The organism is Cytobacillus sp. FSL R7-0696, assembly GCF_038006865.1.
GTDB classification, from domain to species: Bacteria; Bacillota; Bacilli; order Bacillales; family Cytobacillaceae; genus Cytobacillus; species Cytobacillus kochii.
Genome location: NZ_JBBOWA010000001.1, coordinates 2427913 through 2447828, shown reverse-complemented (window position 1 = coordinate 2447828; position 19916 = coordinate 2427913). Strand labels below are relative to the sequence as shown.

At 36.4% G+C, this 19916-nt stretch carries 17 protein-coding genes and 1 tRNA gene; 5 read left to right on the top strand and 13 right to left on the bottom strand.

The window, feature by feature from the left end:
- Positions 1-5: 5 nt before the first annotated feature.
- The 4 genes from MKX29_RS12540 to MKX29_RS12525 all read right to left on the bottom strand — a co-directional run bounded on the left by MKX29_RS12540 (position 6) and on the right by MKX29_RS12525 (position 7535).
- A complete protein-coding gene (locus MKX29_RS12540) occupies positions 6-1019 on the bottom strand; it encodes a DUF3231 family protein (protein WP_224937090.1) in 1014 nt (337 codons plus the stop codon).
- A gap of 83 nt (positions 1020-1102) precedes the next feature.
- Positions 1103-2335: a helix-turn-helix domain-containing protein gene (locus MKX29_RS12535; protein ID WP_341105786.1), complete on the bottom strand. Its 1233-nt coding sequence runs from the start codon at positions 2333-2335 to the stop codon at positions 1103-1105.
- A gap of 332 nt (positions 2336-2667) precedes the next feature.
- Positions 2668-6864, bottom strand: a complete 4197-nt coding sequence (locus MKX29_RS12530) for a S8 family serine peptidase (RefSeq protein ID WP_341105784.1) — start codon at positions 6862-6864, stop codon at positions 2668-2670.
- A 395-nt stretch (positions 6865-7259) separates the two neighbouring features.
- Complete coding sequence (locus tag MKX29_RS12525; RefSeq protein ID WP_224937093.1) at positions 7260-7535, bottom strand: hypothetical protein; 276 nt, start codon at positions 7533-7535, stop codon at positions 7260-7262.
- A gap of 190 nt (positions 7536-7725) precedes the next feature.
- Between MKX29_RS12525 and MKX29_RS12520 the strand changes: the two genes are divergently transcribed.
- The 4 genes from MKX29_RS12520 (at position 7726) to MKX29_RS12505 (ending at position 10720) form a co-directional block, all read left to right on the top strand.
- Positions 7726-8178 (top strand): hypothetical protein, encoded by a 453-nt coding sequence (locus tag MKX29_RS12520; protein ID WP_341105782.1) that lies wholly within the window; start codon positions 7726-7728, stop codon positions 8176-8178.
- A gap of 201 nt (positions 8179-8379) precedes the next feature.
- The gene (locus MKX29_RS12515) at positions 8380-8634 is read left to right on the top strand and encodes a YueH family protein (protein ID WP_095371897.1); all 255 of its coding nucleotides are present in this window, start codon (positions 8380-8382) and stop codon (positions 8632-8634) included.
- A gap of 643 nt (positions 8635-9277) precedes the next feature.
- Complete coding sequence (locus MKX29_RS12510) at positions 9278-10135, top strand: manganese catalase family protein (protein ID WP_224937094.1); 858 nt, start codon at positions 9278-9280, stop codon at positions 10133-10135.
- A 117-nt stretch (positions 10136-10252) separates the two neighbouring features.
- Complete coding sequence (locus tag MKX29_RS12505) at positions 10253-10720, top strand: hypothetical protein (RefSeq protein WP_224937095.1); 468 nt, start codon at positions 10253-10255, stop codon at positions 10718-10720.
- 437 nt (positions 10721-11157) lie between these two features.
- Here the strand turns inward: MKX29_RS12505 and MKX29_RS12500 are convergent.
- Positions 11158-11229 (bottom strand) — tRNA-Arg (locus tag MKX29_RS12500).
- 287 nt (positions 11230-11516) lie between these two features.
- Between MKX29_RS12500 and clpP the strand changes: the two genes are divergently transcribed.
- Positions 11517-12116: an ATP-dependent Clp endopeptidase proteolytic subunit ClpP gene (gene clpP, locus MKX29_RS12495; RefSeq protein ID WP_095371895.1), complete on the top strand. Its 600-nt coding sequence runs from the start codon at positions 11517-11519 to the stop codon at positions 12114-12116.
- 458 nt (positions 12117-12574) lie between these two features.
- Here the strand turns inward: clpP and MKX29_RS12490 are convergent, their stop codons facing one another.
- The 8 genes from MKX29_RS12490 to MKX29_RS12455 all read right to left on the bottom strand — a co-directional run bounded on the left by MKX29_RS12490 (position 12575) and on the right by MKX29_RS12455 (position 19805).
- Positions 12575-12838 carry an HPr family phosphocarrier protein gene (locus tag MKX29_RS12490; RefSeq protein WP_095371893.1) on the bottom strand — a complete coding sequence of 88 codons (264 nt, stop codon included), beginning with the start codon at positions 12836-12838 and terminating at the stop codon, positions 12575-12577.
- 20 nt (positions 12839-12858) lie between these two features.
- Positions 12859-13806, bottom strand: a complete 948-nt coding sequence (gene whiA, locus MKX29_RS12485; protein WP_095371892.1) for a DNA-binding protein WhiA — start codon at positions 13804-13806, stop codon at positions 12859-12861.
- 27 nt (positions 13807-13833) lie between these two features.
- On the bottom strand, positions 13834-14802 hold the full coding sequence (locus tag MKX29_RS12480; protein ID WP_095371891.1) for a gluconeogenesis factor YvcK family protein: 969 nt from the start codon (positions 14800-14802) through the stop codon (positions 13834-13836).
- Positions 14799-15689 (bottom strand): RNase adapter RapZ, encoded by an 891-nt coding sequence (gene rapZ, locus MKX29_RS12475; RefSeq protein WP_095371890.1) that lies wholly within the window; start codon positions 15687-15689, stop codon positions 14799-14801. The genes MKX29_RS12480 and rapZ overlap by 4 nt, the downstream gene beginning before the upstream one ends.
- 25 nt (positions 15690-15714) lie before the next feature.
- A complete protein-coding gene (locus tag MKX29_RS12470) occupies positions 15715-16173 on the bottom strand; it encodes an NUDIX hydrolase (RefSeq protein WP_095371889.1) in 459 nt (152 codons plus the stop codon).
- Positions 16174-16356: 183 nt separating this feature from the next.
- Positions 16357-17076, bottom strand: coding sequence for a hypothetical protein (locus tag MKX29_RS12465; RefSeq protein ID WP_341105779.1), 720 nt, complete (start codon positions 17074-17076; stop codon positions 16357-16359).
- A gap of 185 nt (positions 17077-17261) precedes the next feature.
- Entirely contained in the window at positions 17262-18215 is a 954-nt protein-coding gene (gene trxB, locus MKX29_RS12460; RefSeq protein ID WP_224937097.1) for a thioredoxin-disulfide reductase, read from the bottom strand.
- 93 nt (positions 18216-18308) lie between these two features.
- The gene (locus MKX29_RS12455) at positions 18309-19805 is read right to left on the bottom strand and encodes a tetratricopeptide repeat protein (RefSeq protein WP_224937098.1); all 1497 of its coding nucleotides are present in this window, start codon (positions 19803-19805) and stop codon (positions 18309-18311) included.
- Between the last annotated feature and the right edge of the window lie 111 nt (positions 19806-19916).

Here is a 19916-nt window from a genome sequence, read left to right as displayed (position 1 = left end):
CATCCCTATTTCCTTTTCTTTTTGGAAATATTTCTATGGTCTACTGACTGAGGGGCTTGTTCAAGCCAACCGTATTTAATTAATAAACTTGCCGATTGATTGCCTAAGTCTAATGTTTCGGTCATTATCTTTGCATACATTACCGTTAAATCCCGTCTTGTAGTCGTACCTAATGCTGTCCCATAATAGCCGGATAACGTAGCAATAAACATTACTACTTGGTATAGCATTAACTTTTCTGAAAAAGGTGGTGTGGTAGAATTAAGCACTTCTGAGTCCCAAGTCGGTGAAACAGAAATGCTATCTTTAATTAAAGTATTAGCAAATTCTTGAACATTTTCATCGAACAAATCAAGGCCTTTCCGCAAGAATTTCTTGATATCATTGGAAGTAACTGTTTGACAAAGACCTAAAAACAGGGCCTTTCCTAAAGCATTTCTTTGCATATCATTGTACACATTCATAATCTCAACGACTGATAATGCTCGCTGTTCACTTATAAAGCCGTTTAAATAACTATTTTTTTCAGCGATTTCAATTTTTTCAGGGATTGGAATAGACGGTGAGGGGTGAAAAACACCCTTATCTTGCTGCAATTTAATTGCCCTTCTATATAATTGTGAACCTTTTTCCAATGCTTTTGTGAAAATTTGATCCACATCTTCATGAATCGCAATAGCTAATGCCGTTCCATAACCAATAATGCCATAACGAGTCATATCATGCATATACGCAAGAATAAACACATCTGAGTAAAGCTTTGGAGCAGTTACATTGACATCTTCTTCTTCACTAAAGGCTTTCGGCAATGGATGGTTGTTCTTATTGTAGATCGTCGTAATATCAAAAATAATTTCATCACACATCTCGATAGCCGTCTCAATAAATTCCTTAATCTCTCCTTTATCAGCTTTTTCATAAAAATATTGCAGGACGCATTTATACATTTTATTATTCATATAGGCATTCCATAGCTGTGCTAACTCAGATGCCGTTAACCTTTGATCTTTCTCCGCCATATTAACCCTCCCATTGAAAGATTATCTATAGCGTGTCCTTAACTTCAAGGAAACATTCCCAGTTTTTTTACATCCATATACAATTAAACTAATGTCGGTGAAGCAATTAAACTTTTTGCCAATTCAAACGCGTTTTCAACGTCACCAATTTTCCTATAATAAGCAAATAAACGTTGTTCGTATTTTTCTATCATAAGCGTATCACCCGACTGACGATAATAAGGTAATAATTTATTTTCTATTATGGCGTATGCTTCCTCTTCTCTGCCCTCAATTAAGAAGGAGTAAAACTCAAATGTAAAAAGCCCACTCCATTGGTAAGTCTTAGCTAATTCAATCCCTTTTCTTACTTCTTGTAACAATTCCTTTTTATGTACTAACCCACTAATAAAACCATTATGAATATAATTTTCTAAAAACATGGCGTATAATGGAGAGTTTTCGCAAGCAATTTCTAATGCTTTCAAATAGTAATAGTGTGCTTCAGTGTATTTTTTCCTTTTATGAAGGTCATAAGCGAAGTTGTTATATACCTTTGCTTTTCTCTCTACTTCGCCACACTCTTCACATAAACGAAAAAGAGCCTCATACCTATCTTTCGTCTCTTTAAAATCATGAGCACCTTTCGCATTTAACTGCACAAGTAATAATGTTTCCGAATCTATCATGCGATTAACATTCATCGTTGAATGAAAATAATCAGCAGCTTTTTTACCATAATAATAGGCTTGTACGTTCTGATTAGCAGCATAATAAGCGAGTGCTAGATGGTAATAATATTCATTTTGATGATAGCTATCATGGTCAATAGAACTTAATTCTCGAATACAGTCTTTATTTCTCCCCGTTAAAAAATAATATATCCCTAATTGATGCTTTAATGAATTCTCTTCAAAAGAGGTTAGCTCTATCACTTCCTTTTGAAGTTGGTTGATAAAGTAATAAGCTTCTGTCACTTTCATCTTATATAAGAAGTACCTCGCCATTGTTAAAAAGTAACTCGCTTGAAAATCAGGTACTTTTCTTAACGAGTTTGCTGTTAACTCTTTCTTTAATTGCTCAATTCTCTCATCATCTTGAATAATAATTTGCTTTTGTAGGTCAGTCATCTTTCGCTTAAATTGGTGAAATCGTTCAATTTCTTCTTCCATGTTAATTTCCAACCGTTCACAAAGCATATAAATAATTTCACTGGAGTATTGAGTAGATTCTCTTTCAATTTTACTTAAATGGGTAATAGAACAAATGCCTTGTACAATCTCCTTCTGTGTAAGCTTCTTTGCTTCTCGATAGTATTTGATGATTCTTCCTTCCATCCTTGAACCTCCCAATAAGTGAAAAGTTAATCATGTCTCTTTTTGGCTATTATAGCAGAGAAAAATGATGGAGAAAGGCAAGGAAATCCTATTTAACAGTCTTACACATGACGGAAAAGTAATAGACAAACTAGGAGGACCAAGTTTTATACGGTAGAGTAAACCATGAAACTTATCTCGAAAAAAATAACCTAATGAGGGGGCAAATCAGAAACGATTAAGCGGCCTTAGCCCTAAAGAATATAGAGCTAAAGCCGCTTAGACTGTTTTTATTATTTCCACTGTCTACTTAACAGGGGGCAGTTCAATAAGTCGTGTCGATAGGATTCGTACTATTCAATTGGTGTTAAACCAATTAATCGAAGAAAATATTCAAGGTCTTTGTTACCGATTTTTTCTTTTGGTTGTTTCGATTCAGCATCAGGACCTTTCGTTAAGAAATTCTTTTCTGTTATTCTTATGTCTAATTCATCGACAATTCCGTCTTGATTAATATCTTCTTTCTTCTTCGAGGTATCTTCATCTCCATATGCATCAACGATTTTTCGAATGTCTTTAATATCAATGACCTTATCACCATTCACATCACCGGCTAACCCTAGTTTTGGACGGATGGTCTGATGTTGACCAAAGAGTTCGCCATCGATTTTCTTACCAGGCACAAAAGTTGTGGCGCTCTTTAGGTGGCCTGGTGCTTCAATAACTAACGTATAATCCTGACTGCTCGCTGGAATTCCTTTTACAGTGAATTGTCCATGATCATCCAGCGTACCTTTATAATTCTTACCTGAACGTGTTTGAGCATACACTTTAATACCTAAATCGTTTGCTTCTCCAACGCGGTTAAAATATCCTTCCTCACTATTAAAGGCTTCTAAGTTTACTGAGCCTGAAACAGTCGTATGTTTAGAAATCACATCAAATGAATCGATACTATAATAAGGAATATCAACTTGTTGCTCGTCTTTTTGTGTATACTTTCCATTTACTACTTCAAAGCTACTTGTTTTAGCATAATAAGCATCATCTTTCAACTTAAATGTCACATCAATTAATGGCATATCCCCATCTAGCCCATCAAAAGCTTTTCCAGATAGAGCAGTACTTAATGTAACCGTACTATTCCAAATATCACTTTTTTCTACTACCGGTTTAGCTAAATTCACTTTAATGCCCTTTTGTTTTGTGTATTGCTCTATCTCTTTCGTCAAATTTGCCTTTTTGAAATCATATAAGTCATGTTGGAAACTTACTTGCCATTCCCCTGACATCATATCTTGAACATTGTTTAGCGAAAGAGTCATTGTAATATTGTCTTTTTTCTTTATCGCTTCCTTATCATAACTAGCGGAAACATATGGAGTTCCTTCCTTCACAAAAATATAGTTCTCCATCTTAACAGCTGTCGCTAAATCGGAAGTGGCTAACCGTAAATATAACTCTTGATTTTCAATATCACTTTTTTCAATGCCAAATTTCACTTTTCCTTCTGCATCAATTGGGAATGTCCTTGCAAAATAAGCGTATTTAGAAGTGCCAAAATACATCGTATTAGATGATTGATCGTACGGTAAACCTTTTTCATTTAATAGTCCGATTGTTTCATCTTCTACTTTACCATGAACATAAAATGCCTCTTCCCCATCCTCGACTGTAAACATCGAGTCATTCAGTTCATACACACCTGGCTCGTGATCCCACTCAATCTCAGGTGCGGTATTGTCAATGATTGCTGGTGCGTCAACTGTATACGTTTTTCCACTATCATCCTTCGCTAAAATGACTATTTCATAGTCTCCCTCTGGTAATTTTACGTATTCTTCAGCAATTGGCTGATTAGGGTCTTTCGTAAATGGCAACATTGCTCCTGTAAACATATACAGCAAGAAATATTCTCGATCTGGCATCATATTCTCAGCATTTAACGAACCAATATATCCGAGTGCCTCACCTGACTGACTATCTTTCACGATCACGTCGATGCTTTCCATTGGACTTTTCAAAGTAAATAATCCGTTAATAATTGGATAGTAGTTTTGCCAAAACCCAACATCATTCGCTAGTGTTGGTCGATCCGTTTCAAAAGAATCAATTCCTTTATCTGTAACAAAGATGGAAAAAGGAATTTGATATTTCTCTTGGGCATCCTCTTGATTACTTATACGAATATAGCCTTCATATGCACCCGGCTTCGCATTCGCTGGTACATTGATGGTGGCGTTTAGCGTTTTTTCTTTCCCTTTACCGACTGTAACAGACTTCTTCGTTTTTAAAGTGACCTTATTTTCTTTTGCATTTTCGACCCCATCAATCGATTGATTAAACTCTACTGTAAGGTCATAAGATTTTTTCTTACCGCTATTTTTGATTACTATATCTTTAGAGTGGTTAATCGCTTCACCATCATCACGTAAATAATCCCTACCAAATGCTATAGAAGCTGTCTCTTCATCTATAACAACGGTACCTTCTCCCTCCATCATTTCCGTTTCATCAAGTACTTTAATTGTCGTTTCAGCATGTACAGATGCATAGGCATTGATTCTTCCTGCTCCAACTTCATTCACTGAATAATCGCCATTCAGATCGACTGAGTTATTCATCAATACTTCCTTCACTTCGAAAGGGTCATAAGCTTCATTTTCTTGAAGAATCAACGCTGCTACACCTGCTACATGAGGTGTTGCCATCGACGTTCCTTGCATTCTAGCATAGGCATTGTCATATGCGACTCCTTCTTCAGGACTATGGATATACTCTGGAATCGTCGAAAATATCGCTACCCCTGGCGCCACAACGTCTGGTTTAATATCATAGTTTCCATTCACCGGACCTCTTGAACTAAAGTCAGCTAAATGATCTCCCTCTGTTGTCGTTTCATCAAGATTTGTTAAAGTGATTTTATTGACTCCACTCGCTTTCAATTTCTCTCCATCTTCTTTTGACAGGCGGAAAGATGGGAGATATTCACTTCCTTCTCCCAAGTAGGATGGGATTTGCCCTTCTTCATTGTTATAGATAATAACAGCTATTGCTCCTGCATCTTTCGCATGTTTAATTTTCTCATCAAATGTCAAAGTGCCTCTTTCAATTAATGCGATTTTCCCTTTCACATCTAACCCTTGGAAATCCGTCTCTTGGCCAATCCCAGCTTCAACAATCGGTAACTCTTTACCCTCTAGTAATGCCAACTTATCAGAAAAATTCTTCGCTAGTAACATTAAGGATAGTTTTTGTCCTTTAACGGTTACATCTAAAGTCGGGATACTCATATCGGAGTCACTTGCCCCTACAGTAATACCTAAAGCAGCTGTACCAGGTGAACCGAGTGTTTTTTCATCTGGACCTGCATTTCCTGCAGCCACTACCGCAACAACCCCAGAAAGCATCGCTTGGTTTATCGCAATAGAGGTCGGGTCTAGTGGGTCATTGACAGAAGTTCCAAGTGATAAATTCATTACATCCATTTCATCTGCAACTGCTTTATCAATACCAGCCATAACATCTTCGTTACTTCCAGATCCGTATGGACCCAGCACTCTATAATTATATAAATCAACTTCTGGTGCTACCCCGGTTACAGCATAATCTACAGTGTTATCAGGGTTTGCTGCTATCGTTCCTGATACGTGAGTACCATGAGATGTATAATAAGTCGCTCCACCGTATTCTTCAGGATACCCTTCATCATTTCCAACCCAATCTTCATAGGTAGTTTCCATTGGGTCAGCATCATTATCAACAAAATCCCAGCCTTTAACTGAAGATGGCTCTACCTCAGCAGGATTCTCGCCATCGGTATAGCGATATCCTTTATAAGCATCCATTAAATCAGGATGGTTATAATCAATTCCTGTATCGATTACACCGACTTTAATGCCTTCTCCCTTAATATTTTCATCATGCAATTGATCCACCCCAATTTGAGGTACACTATCAGCCATTTTCGGACTAACCTTCTCATCTTCACTAGGTAAATCTAATTTGATTTCTTTGTTACTCCATATTCTTTTTACTTCATCAGAGGCAAGTAATGATTGAACAGCCGTACCAGGTAAAGTCATTGATACCCCATTAAAAGCGTGTTTGTATTCATGAATGATCTCAAGCTTATTGGCATCAAACTTATCAATAGATTTTTTCTTTTTCATTGAGGATATAAATGTTGAAAAGGATTTATGAGAAGCCTCAACTTGCTGTTCTGCATTATTAACCGCTTTTTGCTTACCTAATAAAAGTTGCTGTTTAACAGCCACTTTTGCTGGAAGTGTTTTAAATTCTACAATAACAGAAACTAATTCTGCACTATCCTGCTTAATATCTGGAGAAATTGTAAATGTTGGTGACGCATTTAATTCATTCAAAGTCGCTCTTTCTTCTTTGGATAAACCACTGAGCATAGATTCAATCTGTTTCATATTGAACTGATCATTCTCAGCTGCCATTGAATGACTAGGTACACTGAACGAAAATATCATACCAGCGGCCATCGTCAACGTAAGTAACGGCTTTAGCTTTTTAAACTTCATAACTCCACCCCTATTTTTTTGAAAATTTATTATTTTTATAATTTAATGATAGGTTGTGAAGTTATTACTTGTAAATTGGGGTAATATTTTTAGGTACTTCGGTACAAAAAAGCGAAGAATTTGTCGAAAAAAGAAAACAAACGGACCATTTTCGGTTATTTTTTTGCGGCTCCTTGCGTTTTTTAGTGAGATGTTTGACGGAATTACCCCAACACAAAAAACACATCTAACTTGAGATATGCTAGTTCTGGTTTTTATGAAGATGTATACATGAGAATTGCTAAAGACAGCTGAAAAGGAACAGTTTCAGCTTTACTATCACTTTCCGGCGCTAAAATGGCTGTATGATTGTTTTTTGTTTTCTAGTACCTATCTTATGAAGATTATTTAGTGCTTTATATTGAGTTATATCTTTCAATCGCTTCTACAATCAATTTATTTCCTTTTTCCACTTCCTCCTTTGAAAGAGCATTGTCTTTTTTTGCTTCAATTAAATTGAATTTCATACTTTCAATTGTGACTAATGATGTCATTTTTTTGTATTGGTTTTTGGAGTATCCGAGGTTTAAGTAATCAATTAACTCTGGAACACCATCTAGTGTAGGAATATATTCAAACAAATTTTCTTCATATCTATCAGGAAGTTGAATACTTAATAATTTTTCTCTCATACAATCACCTCTTTTTAAATTTTTTATTATAAAATTTAGAAACCTATTTTTATTGTTTGCAGAACAAATTATTCGAGAATTTTTCTCATCTCAACTCATTTAAGGGTTCCGGCGATTCCCGACTTTTTATGCATAGACTAAGGTGTTATCGGTAAGAGTATAATTATCTACTTATTGGAGGTATAGTTGAATGTTTACCCATATTTTCTTGTGGACTATGTTGATTCTACCTTGGTTCTTTCTCCTTTTTTTAGATCCTAAAAGGGTAAAGTCCTTCATTCCCGGTGGATTAGTAAGTGCCCTGCTTTTAACAATAGTATTTCAACTATATCAAAGATATCATCTAGTTGAAGTTGTGCAAACCATTTTCCCATTAACTAATACAACTCCTTTTGTCTACGGCTTATACATAGTCTTACCTACTATATTTCTATACTTTACATTTGGTAACTTTTGGATTTATATAACAATTAATACAATTAGCGATGCAGTCTTTTCTTTTGGTATCATGAACCTTTATGAATATTTCGGGATTTATAAAATGGATGATTCTATCCATATCATCATTTTTATCACTTGTATTATTTGTGCTTCACTCATTTACTTATTTCAAAAGTGGCAGTATATTGATCCATACAAATGAGAAGTTAATCAAGGTTTATAGAGCCCATCGGCTCTTCTTTTATTAATTCATACTGAAGAAGTTAACGATTCCCATTATTGTAGACTTTTTCCCTAGAGCCTTTAGTCTCCTTTTCAGTGTTTCTAATAGATTTTGCTTTCTTTGTCTCCTTTTCATTTATATAATACTTTTAATAAATGGAGAAGTTGAGGTGTAGAATAGATGAAATATCTTCAAGAAAAAATGCATTTATTAGGAGAAAGACACTCAAATGTATACATTATTAAAACTCCAGAAGAAAAATATATTGTCTCTATTCCTGATCTCCATTGGTCAGCACAAATAGGCTGTTTAGAGGAATTCCAACAAAAAGTGGAATACCTCAATGATTCACTCTCATTTCACCTTTATGAAGGCAATTCATACGAGCTAGCCTATAGACTGTCCAAGCTTACTGAATTAAACATATTTCGTTAACCTTCGTATAAAAATTTATCAATTAAATACACTAAGTAGAAAATTGTCTGTAGGTGATTATTTTCTTCTATTCAAATGAAATATTCGGCATGCTCATTTTCGGGGGATTACTAGCCCCAACTTCATTATTCCTTTTTAAAAAAATTCATTATGGCATAGTTATAGCAGCCATGTACATAAATATCTTGGTTGTAATGTTTCTCTTTAGCGTTCTTATAGATTTATAAATGAATTTTTAACCTTTTTATGAAACATCATTATTTAACCCCAGCATTAAAATGATTGAACATAAAATACAATGGTTACATTGGTTTGCCAACCAATGATTCTTCAAAGAGTGCATCCCTCACGCTCGCTGTTCTTTTCTTTACTCATCCTTTCTGCATGATAAAAATCGCATAATAAGAGTAGTTTCATCGGAATTTCATTTAAAGAAGAGTCAATGCATGACTCTTCTTTTTTGTTCACATTTTGTGTTTTTTTTGGTTAGTTTTTTAAAAAATGTGGGCTAAAGCCTTAATTTCACAAAGAAAGATTTCTCCCCAGATGCGCTTTTTAAATGGATAAATGGATAAAACGATTTTTTTAACACAAAATAGATTTATTATTAGAATTTACAACTCAAAAACGGAGGAATACATTCATGTATTTTTACAAAGAAGATTTAATTAATATGATTGTTCCTGATAAACCAGATCCACATGCAGCCAAGGTGCTTCAAGAAGCTCTAGGTGGACAATTTGGAGAAATACGGACAATGATGCAATATTCATTTCAAAGTGCCAACTTCAGAGGAAAAGCAAAAAAATATCGAGACCTATTAAGAGGGGTATTTATAGAAGAGCTTAGTCATATAGAATTAGTACAATCGACAATAAATCAACTTTTAAATGGTGCTGGTGGTTCTAGCCCAGGTAACCAAGCATTTGATAATGCTCCGTTAGATGATGTTATTCAAGATGGGGCAAATCCCCATCATTTCATTATAGGTGCTAAAGCATCCTTACCAGTTGATGCAGGAGGTAACCCATGGAATGGTTCCTGGGTTTATGACCACGGTAATTTAGTAGCAAATTTAATCAATAATGTTTCATTAGAATCAACTGGTGTACTTCAAAAATCAAGAATTTATGAGATGAGCAGTAATAAAACTCTAAGAGAAACAGTAGCTTTTCTTATGGTTAGAGATAATGCGCATCAAAATGCTTTTGCAAAAGCATTAGAAACATTAGGAGTCGATTGGGGAAAAATCTTCCCTGTTCCTAACTACGACTTGAATAAATATCCTGAATGTAAGAAATATGTTGATATGGGCTTTCACAACGCCCAATTTAATTTCCGTTTAGATGATACACTTATTGGGGAAGTATTCACTGGAACAACACCTAGTAGGAATGGTGGAGACCTTTCAGTTACTGAACCACCTAAAGGGTTTCCTGTGCCAACAATGCCCGATATGCCAAACGAACATGCACCAGGTTTATATGATTTAGATAATTAGGGCCTTTATAGGCTCTTTTTATTTGTTTTCGATAATATCGTTCAAACCTTCTATTAACTAAACCTGTATAAATTAGTTAACATCCACATAATCTAAAGGAAAATAGAGGTGAAGTGAATGCTTGCTAATTTTTTTAGAATATTTAATGCAATTGTATTATGGTTAATCGTTATTATTTTTCTACCTAAAAATTCGTTTAAAAGATTTTTACCAGTGACATTATTTTGCTCTTTTCTTTTACTCATTGTCGAAATGTTAAGTCCAATATTTAATTGGTGGACAGTAAAAGGTGGTTATAAATTTATGTTATTTGATGCATTAGCATTTATTTTAGGACCATTCTTCACGATAAATTTATGGGTGTTTCACTTTACTTATGGCAAATTCCCCTTATATGCGACTACCAATTTAATTATGGATGTTATTTTTGCCTATCTCTTAACTCCTCTTTTCGAAAAGATTGGACACTTTAAACTCAAAAAATTCACAAGAACTGGAATACTTATCCTTTATTATTTCCTTTCTCTTTTGAATTATGGCTTTCAAAAATACATTGAAAAACCGGTAGAACCTATCGAAAATTAAGGATCTAGTAGAAGGCTATTGCACACTTTTTCATGTAGCTTAAATATTTAGTTGTTACATGCATTGTATTTTATTTAGATAAACATACCATAGGGCTCTTTTACCTTTTGACCATCTTTTTTCTGGTAGATCGCTTATGTACAACTTTTGAGAATTGCTCTTGAGATTGGTGAATTTTAGAAAACATATTGTAATAACTCTTAAACTCCCCTTTCCTTCAATTATCTTTTCAATTTTTTTCACCTCAAATATTAAAACTAACCTTCTTTTAAGCATTAGCGATAATCTATATGTAGGAATATTAAGAATAATTAAAGGATAATCGATTGATGAATTTCCGATTTGGATAAATAAAATAGGAGATTTTTAACTTCGTCGGACAAAAGTCGGACAAAAATTAAACATCTCCCATAATCCCTTATATTATAAGCATGTAGCGCCCTCGGAGGGAATCGAACCCCCATTTTAAGAACCGGAATCTTACGTGCTATCCGTTGCACCACGAGGGCATTTTTCATATGTAGGAACACGTTTTTCTTGGTGTTACGAATATTAATTATATGGGAAAAACCCTTTATATGCAAGCATTCGTTGTTTAAAAGCAAAAATTTGTGGGTATCATGGATACGAGGAAATCAACTTAGAAAAAAATGTCGAATAATTCTCTTGAAATAATCAAGCGATTCGTTTGACCTTAATTGACCAACCATGTATGATGAAACTACATACATTTACCAATGGCGAGGTATAAAATACCTTTCCAAAACTTTTTTGACCTTTAAAGGAGGAATTGGAAATGAACTTAATCCCTACAGTAATCGAACAAACAAACCGAGGGGAACGCGCTTATGACATTTACTCTCGCCTATTAAAAGATCGCATTATTATGTTAGGCAGTGCGATTGACGATAATGTGGCTAACTCAATTGTGGCACAGCTATTATTCTTAGAAGCAGATAATCCTGAAAAGGACATCACGCTTTATATTAATAGTCCAGGTGGAAGTATCACTGCTGGTATGGCTATCTATGATACGATGCAATACATCAAACCAAATGTTTCAACAATCTGTACTGGTATGGCTGCATCCATGGGTGCATTCTTACTAGCAGCTGGTGAAAAAGGGAAACGTTTTGCGCTTCCAAACAGTGAAGTCATGATTCACCAACCACTAGGTGGCGCTCAAGGGCAAGCAACTGAAATCGAGATTGCTGCTAAACGCATCCTATTCTTACGTGAAAAATTGAACCAAATTCTAGCTGAACGTACTGGTCAACCTTTAGATGTTATTTCTAAAGACACAGATCGTGATAACTTCATGACAGCAGAAAGAGCACTAGAATATGGTCTTATCGACAAAATCATTACAAACAATACACCAGAAGAGAAAAAATAAGCATCACAAATAACAAAAGCCATCAGCATTTCATTTGCTGATGGCTTTTGTTCTGCGATGAATGAATAGTTGTTAGATTGACTATTTAGAGTTAATACATAGTTGAATAAGATTACGTTTCATTGTCGATTTACAAATAGTTGGGAGGTGAACGAAAAATGGTGAGATAAAAAGAAGTAGAAATAGCGTAATTTGTAGAGTGGCAATCGTAACCGATATAAGAGGAAAAATTAATTTGTTCGGTCTTCTTTTGTGGTTTTCTATCTAGTTAGCTGTACAATTCTTCTTTGCTACGGCTTCTTTTAAAATTTTCCACCTGGATAGCTGTGCAATTCCTCTTTACTACGGCTTCTTTTCAATTTTCTACCTAGATAGCTGTGCAGAAACGCACCCCCATTGCTAGAAGGAAGCAATCTAGCAATGGGGGTGCTGCGCAGGTTATTTGTGTATTATACAGATTATGAAACAATGTCCTCTTGTAGGAGTGCAGTCAGTTTATTTAAGGCTTCGGTTTCATCGCTGCCTTCAGCGAGGAGGGTTACGGTGGAACCAGCACTTAGAGATAGGCTCATTAATCCCATGATACTTTTGGCATTTACTTTTTTTCCGCCTTTTTCGATAAAGAGATCTGCTGTGAAGCGATTGGCTTCCTGCACTAACTTTGCAGCAGGGCGCGCCTGTAAGCCTGATTTAATTTTGACTTCCACTTGTCTTTCTACCATGTCCTAACCTCCAAAAAACTTTAAGATTCCTTCCATTGCCCTGTTTTAATTTTTTCTGCAATTTCATCAATTTTTCTTAGGCGATGATTGATACCCGATTTGCTTATCGTGCCACCAGAGACCATTTCTCCAAGTTCTTTTAAAGTCACATCTTGATACGTAACACGCAATTCAGCAATTTCGCGTAATTTCTCTGGTAACACCTTTAGCCCAACGGTACTCTCAATATATCTTATGTTTTCGACTTGTCTTAAGGCAGCACCAATTGTTTTATTTAAATTGGCTGTTTCACAATTGACCAAGCGATTAACCGAATTTCGCATATCTCTAACAATGCGGATATCTTCAAATCGTAAAAGCGCGCTATGAGCCCCAATAATATTAAGGAATTCTGTAATTTTTTCCGCCTCTTTTAAATAGGTAATAAAACCTTTCTTTCTTTCCAATGTTTTACTATTCAATCCAAAAGTATTCATTAATTTCGACAAGGCGTCATTATGCTCCTTATACATTGAAGCAATTTCTAAATGATAGGAAGAGGTTTCAGGGTTATTGACTGATCCCCCTGCTAAAAAAGCCCCTCTTAAATAAGCACGTTTGCAGCATTTCTTTTTAATTAAATCCATTGAGATATCATGGATAAATTGAAAGCCAGCACTAATAATATGCAAATCATCAAGAATCTTTTGTGCTTGCTCCATTAGCCTAACAATATATACGTTATTTTTCTTAAGTCTCATTTTCTTTCGAACAAGCAGCTCAACTTGCACATCATAATTCCTTTTGATCAGCGTATAGATTCTTCTGGCAATCGCTGCATTCTCCGTTTGAATATCTACAATTAACATTTTATTTGAAAAAGAGAGAGATCCGTTCATACGAATCAAAGCGGATAGTTCTGCCTTTCCGCAACAATCCTTTGTCTCCAAGTTCGTTAATTCTTTTTTCGTTTCCGAAGCAAAAGACATACCTTCTCCCCCCTAACCAGACAAATACTAGTTTTTCATTATGTCATTAACAATTAATTGATAAATCTTTTTAGCGACTTCATTCGTATTATGACGAATTGCCCCTTTTTCAAGGCTAACAATCTCACCCTGTAGCACTTCCAACCCCTGTTCGACTAATCGATCACGGTCATAATAGACAGGCTTCGCTCGTTCCTCTTCATAACGCTCTTGAATATCTTCTGGAATTTCTTCATGATTGACAAGAATCAGATCTAAACATGGCTCAGCCATATGATCAAATATTGCCTGTACGTGGTCACTCGCGCGATAGTCCAAAGTTTCCCCTGCCTGCGTCATTAAATTACAGATATACAGTTTTTTTGCATGAGAACGGCACACTTCCTTACCTACAGACGGTACAAGTAGATTAGGAAGTATGCTTGTGTACAGGCTACCAGGGCCAATGATAATGAGATCAGCCTCTCGAATAGCTTCAATCGTTTCCGAAAGCGGACTTACCTTCTCAGGAGTCAAAAATACTTTCTTAATCTTCTTGCCAGAGTAAGGGATTTTAGATTCTCCTGATACAATACTTCCATCTTCCATTTCTGCATGTAATACAACACTCTTTTCAGCTGCAGGTAAGACTCTCCCATTCACATTCAATACTTTACTCATCTCTTGAATCGCATGAACAAAGTCGCCAGTAATAGAAGTCATCGCTGCTAGAATCAGATTACCTAAAGAATGACCCGATAATTCATTGGACGTTTTAAAACGATGCTGGAACATTTCTTCTACAAGGGGTTCCACATCTGATAACGCTGCCAAAACATTACGAATATCTCCTGGAGGTGGGATATTTAATTCTTCTCTCAACCTACCAGAGCTACCACCATCATCAGCAACTGTGACAATGGCTGTTAAATCAAGGGGATATTTTTTTAATCCTCTTAATAAAACTGGCAACCCTGTTCCACCGCCAATGATGACGACCCTCGGCTTTCTATTCATGTTGTTTGCCTTCTCCTCTCAATGTCACGGTGAGTGATGCGAGTGTTGTAGTCTTCCTTAAAATGGTTAGCGATATACTCGGTTAGTGCTACTGATCGATGCTGTCCACCCGTACATCCAATCGCGATAACAAGTTGTGATTTTCCTTCACGCTTATAATGCGGGAGCATAAATGCTAGTAAATCCGTGACCTTTTCTAAAAATTTATTTGTTTCGTTCCATTTCAAAACATAGTTAGACACTTCTTCATCCAAGCCTGTCTTCGGACGCATATGCTCAATATAATGCGGATTTGGCAAGAAGCGAACATCAAATACAAGATCGGCATCAATCGGTAATCCATGTTTAAAACCAAATGACATCACATTTACAGTGAAAATAGATTGTTTATTAACAGAAAACTCATGGAGTATTTTTTCTCTTAATTCACGCGGCTTCATATTAGATGTCTTATAGATAATCTGCGCTCTACCCTTTAGATCATCTAATAATTCTCTTTCCAACTTGATGCCTTCCATTGGCAAACCTGATGGCGCTAATGGATGAGAGCGACGCGTTTCTTTATATCTACTTACAAGGGTCGCATCGTCCGCATCAAGAAAAAGAATTTCTGGTGTGACCCATGACGTATCTGCTAAATCATCTAACGCCTTGAAAAGATGCTCAAAAAACTCACGGCCACGTAAATCCATCACAAGCGCAACCTTATTCATCTTATTCCCTGAATCCTTCATCAGTTCAAGAAATTTCGGTAATAAGGTCGGTGGTAAATTATCTACACAAAAAAAGCCTAAATCTTCGAAGCTTTGAATCGCCACTGTTTTACCTGCGCCAGACATCCCCGTAATAATGACCATTTGTGTTTCTTTTGCTGCAACCGAACTCATTTCTCGCTTCCCCCTGTATTCATTTTTAGCTTGGATCTAAGCGGTAACTAATTAATTCAAAGTCAGGTGTATAAGTAAATGTACCGTAAATCATGCGATTGCCATTAATCATATATTCAAGAATATGATGATCTCCTGCAGCCATTGGTAAATCCTTCACTTTGTCCACTTCGACCCATCGCAATTTTCCTTCTTCTGACTCATCTACATTTAATCCGTCCGCATCTGTAGCAAAAAAGGTAAACATCATCCATTCAGAAAGTACTTGATCTCCATCCTTCATAATGAAAGTAAATATCCCTTTTATGTTTGGATTCCTTAAGTAAATCCCTGTTTCTTCTCTATATTCTCTGATACAAGAGTCACGCACCGATTCACCTGGCTCCATCTTTCCGCCCGGTGCAACCCACCATCCTCGGCGTGGCTTTTGTAACAACAATACTTGATCATCTTTTAATAATACGCAGTTTGTGACCCGCTGCATCCTATTCACCTCTTACTTCGTGCCACTCATTATTAGAGAACAGATGAACCTAAATTCTCTAATGAATGAAAGCATAGTATTTATCATTATATTATACTATTTTTGTCATAGCGCTACAACGATACAGGTTGAACATGATTCTTCGTCCTAAGCAAATTGCCTAGACTTCTTTATAGTAAGTGTCTATCCATTATTATAATATCCAACCGGTGTGCTACATTCGATCTGTGGAAAAAAGAATTTTGCTTTGCTCTTACTTCTTTTTCTCATTCTGAGTGATGCGCAATTCACTTTTGCTTCGCTCTCATTCGTGATTTTCATTCTGAGTGACTCGCTAACCCACTTTGCTTCGCTCTCATTCGTGATTTCCATTCTGAGTGACTCGCTAACCCACTTTGCTTCGCTCTCATTCGTGATTTCCATTCTGAGTGACTCGCTAACCCACTTTGCTTCGCTCTCACTTCTTTTTCTCATTCTGAGTGCCGTGCAAATCTCTTTTGCTTCGCTCTCATTCGTGATTTTCATTCTGAATGACTCGCTAACCCACTTTGCTTCGCTCTCACTTCTTTTTCTCATTCTGAGTGACACGCAATTCACTTTTGCTTCGCTCTCATTCGTGATTTTCATTCTGAGTGACGCGCAAATCTCTTTTACTTCGCCCTCATTCGTGATTTTCATTCTGAGTGACTCGCTAACCCACTTTGCTTCGCTCTCATTCCTGATTTTCATTCTGAGTGACTCGCTAACCCAATTTGCTTCGCTCTCACTTCTTTTTCTCATTCTGAGTGATGCGCAAATCTCTTTTGCTTCGCTCTCACTTCTATTTCTCATTCTAAGTGACGTGCAATTCACTTTTACTCCGCTCTCATTCGTGATTTCATACTGAGTGAACCATTTCCTCATTTGCTCAAAAACAAAAAAAAAGAGCACAGGAGCTACCTGTGCTGTAAAAGGAATATATCTTTAAAAGGGGGTCAATTTCTATTATTATCATAACCGAAATTTGTTTCACCCAGGTTACAGTAGAGTTAAAACGAAATGACTTTTTGTAAATGATGAATAAAGTTGGATTATGATCCCCTTTTTCGTTAATTTGTAGCTGTTTTTAGACTTTCTTGCAGCTCTTCAATATAGTGCTGAGCAGCTTGAGCGGCAATGCTACCATCGCCTGTTGCGGTAACGATTTGACGCAATGTTTTTTCACGAATATCTCCAGCAGCGAAGATACCAGGAACATTCGTTTCCATTTGGTCATTGGTTACGATATAGCCTTCTTCATTCGTAATACCAAGGCTTGCAAATGGTTTCGATAGTGGATTCATACCGATGTAAACGAACACGCCATCCGCTTTGAATTCTTTTTCTTCACCTGTTTCTGTTGATACAATCGTGACACTGCCTACTTTTCCGTCCTTATCGTTAACTTCTTTCACTGTATGGTTCCAAATGAAATCAATTTTATCATTATCAAAGGCACGTTGTTGTAAGATTTGTTGTGCACGTAATTTATCACGACGGTGAATGATGGTTACTTTACTTGCAAATCGTGTTAAGTAAACACCTTCTTCAACAGCAGAGTCGCCTCCACCAATAACTACTAGTTCTCTTTCTTTAAAGAATGCACCGTCACAAACCGCGCAATAAGAAACACCGCGGCCGCCTAACTCTTTTTCACCAGGAATACCTAGTTTTTTATATTCTGCACCTGTTGTAATAATAACCGCACGTGCTTTGTATTCTTTAGAACCAGCAATGACTGTTTTATATTCCTTGCCATCGATGATTTCTTTAATATCTCCATATGCATATTCCGCACCAAATTTTTTCGCATGATCGAACATTTTTGTAGAAAGTTCAGGTCCAAGAATATGATCAAATCCTGGATAGTTCTCCACTTCTTCTGTATTCGCCATTTGTCCGCCTGGTACCCCGCGTTCAAGCATTAATGTTGATAAATTTGCACGAGATGTATATACTGCCGCGGTCATTCCTGCTGGACCTGCTCCTGCAATAATGACATCGTAAATTTTTTCTTCAGCCATCATTCCCACTCCTTTGTCTTGAAGCCTTCTGTTCTATTATGACCTTCTTGGTTTTATCCTATAAAATTTATAGGAAAACGTCCAAGTTTTTGCTCAACGAAGGTATTCATTCAATAATCGCAAATATTTTCTTAAAGTTGATGTAGAGATTCCGAAATTTTTTGCGATTGTTGCTTGTGATACAGTCTCATTTCTTAGCTTATGCCAAGAGTAAGTGATTGCACCGGCATATGCATGAGGGTTTTTAATCGTCACCCCAGCTTGGGTTAACTGTAAATACGCAGAAAACCACATTAAATACAAACTTGCTTCTTTTGCCCCAACAGGTGAGTAATTTTCATAAAGCAATCCAGCTATATCATGTGCTGTAGACGTATCTTGAGATGCCTCACCAAATTTTAGATAAGCTACATAATCCCTCTCTAACGCAGAGAACTTCCTATTTCCTTTTAAACGGTCAGATTCTAATAATTGTTCTTTTTTACCTGAAACTGCTGTTAAAAACAAGGCAAACAATCGTTCTTCTGGATAGTCACTATCTAGCCTTTGTTGAATAGAAGAAACATGATCTTCGAACCCTTGAGCACTTTTTGACGTATCGCTCCAAGGCTCCAATCCTTCTTTTTCCGGATTTAATTCAACAGCCCTTCTCCACGCCACTTGAGCCACTGACTCTTTACCAGTATGATAGGCAGCGTATGCGAGCCAGTAGTAAAAAGAAGCGTCCCCGTTAAACCCTAGTTTATAGAGACGACCGAGCCATGCATATGCTTTATCATATTCCCCTATAAGTGCTAACGTTGCCCCTAATTTAAATTGATGCTCAACAGAGATGGGATGTACTTTTAATAAAGCATCCTTTAGCGCTCGCACCTCTTTAAAGTCGTTTTCGTAAAAAGCAAAAACAAGCTTATTACAAAGGGCATGCAAATTCCCCGGATTGTCTTTAAATACTTGTTTCAACACATCCGAGGCTTTATCTGTTTCGCCTAGATAAAAATAAGCTAGGGCTAGATTATTATAAGCCGACCAATATTCTGGGTACTCTTCAATGACACCATTGAGTAGTTCCACAGCTTTTGGAAAATAACCGGTCTCAAGTAACTCCCTTGCTTGTTCCTGTTTGACCATTAAGTCGTCCTGCTCATATAGATGTTCGTTTAGATCGTCATCCTCTAACGTAAGGAGCTCCAACAACTCTTCTGTATCTTCAACAAACTCGCCTTCTGGATCTAGTTCTATATATAATGTAGCATGATGGTATGCGTCTTTGAAAAAACCTAAATGTGCATAGTTATTAGCTAAAAAATAGTGACACTCAACCATCTCTTCATCTAATTCCTCTAATATTAATCGGAGTAGCTGATTAGAATCTTGATATTCTCCCATTTCGGCATGCACCACTGCCAACTGACAAACAATCATCGGTTCGCCTGGCTCTAAATGCATCGCACGTTGGAGGTACTTCTTCGCTCTATGAAAATCCCTGCGGTGGTAAGCTTTAATGCCTTTTGAAAAATAATACTCACCCGTAGGGATAAATGATAAAATTTTTCCTTTATGATCTCTTGCTTTAGAGTCTTTACGCATGGAATCCTCCATAAAATATATTAACTAATTGAGTATAACATACGAATAATCGCTCGAGAAGGGGGTGACAAGATAAGGAAAAAAGTGAAGATAGCATGATTATCTAACTCA

Coding starts and splice junctions, on each gene's coding strand:
- MKX29_RS12540 (WP_224937090.1), bottom strand. CDS start 1,019: ATGGCGGAGAAAGATCAAAGGTTAACGGCATCTGAGTTAGCACAGCTA.
- MKX29_RS12535 (WP_341105786.1), bottom strand. CDS start 2,335: ATGGAAGGAAGAATCATCAAATACTATCGAGAAGCAAAGAAGCTTACA.
- MKX29_RS12530 (WP_341105784.1), bottom strand. CDS start 6,864: ATGAAGTTTAAAAAGCTAAAGCCGTTACTTACGTTGACGATGGCCGCT.
- MKX29_RS12525 (WP_224937093.1), bottom strand. CDS start 7,535: ATGAGAGAAAAATTATTAAGTATTCAACTTCCTGATAGATATGAAGAA.
- MKX29_RS12520 (WP_341105782.1), top strand. CDS start 7,726: ATGTTTACCCATATTTTCTTGTGGACTATGTTGATTCTACCTTGGTTC.
- MKX29_RS12515 (WP_095371897.1), top strand. CDS start 8,380: ATGAAATATCTTCAAGAAAAAATGCATTTATTAGGAGAAAGACACTCA.
- MKX29_RS12510 (WP_224937094.1), top strand. CDS start 9,278: ATGTATTTTTACAAAGAAGATTTAATTAATATGATTGTTCCTGATAAA.
- MKX29_RS12505 (WP_224937095.1), top strand. CDS start 10,253: ATGCTTGCTAATTTTTTTAGAATATTTAATGCAATTGTATTATGGTTA.
- clpP (WP_095371895.1), top strand. CDS start 11,517: ATGAACTTAATCCCTACAGTAATCGAACAAACAAACCGAGGGGAACGC.
- MKX29_RS12490 (WP_095371893.1), bottom strand. CDS start 12,838: ATGGTAGAAAGACAAGTGGAAGTCAAAATTAAATCAGGCTTACAGGCG.
- whiA (WP_095371892.1), bottom strand. CDS start 13,806: ATGTCTTTTGCTTCGGAAACGAAAAAAGAATTAACGAACTTGGAGACA.
- MKX29_RS12480 (WP_095371891.1), bottom strand. CDS start 14,802: ATGAATAGAAAGCCGAGGGTCGTCATCATTGGCGGTGGAACAGGGTTG.
- rapZ (WP_095371890.1), bottom strand. CDS start 15,689: ATGAGTTCGGTTGCAGCAAAAGAAACACAAATGGTCATTATTACGGGG.
- MKX29_RS12470 (WP_095371889.1), bottom strand. CDS start 16,173: ATGCAGCGGGTCACAAACTGCGTATTATTAAAAGATGATCAAGTATTG.
- MKX29_RS12465 (WP_341105779.1), bottom strand. CDS start 17,076: ATGAGGAAATGGTTCACTCAGTATGAAATCACGAATGAGAGCGGAGTA.
- trxB (WP_224937097.1), bottom strand. CDS start 18,215: ATGGCTGAAGAAAAAATTTACGATGTCATTATTGCAGGAGCAGGTCCA.
- MKX29_RS12455 (WP_224937098.1), bottom strand. CDS start 19,805: ATGCGTAAAGACTCTAAAGCAAGAGATCATAAAGGAAAAATTTTATCA.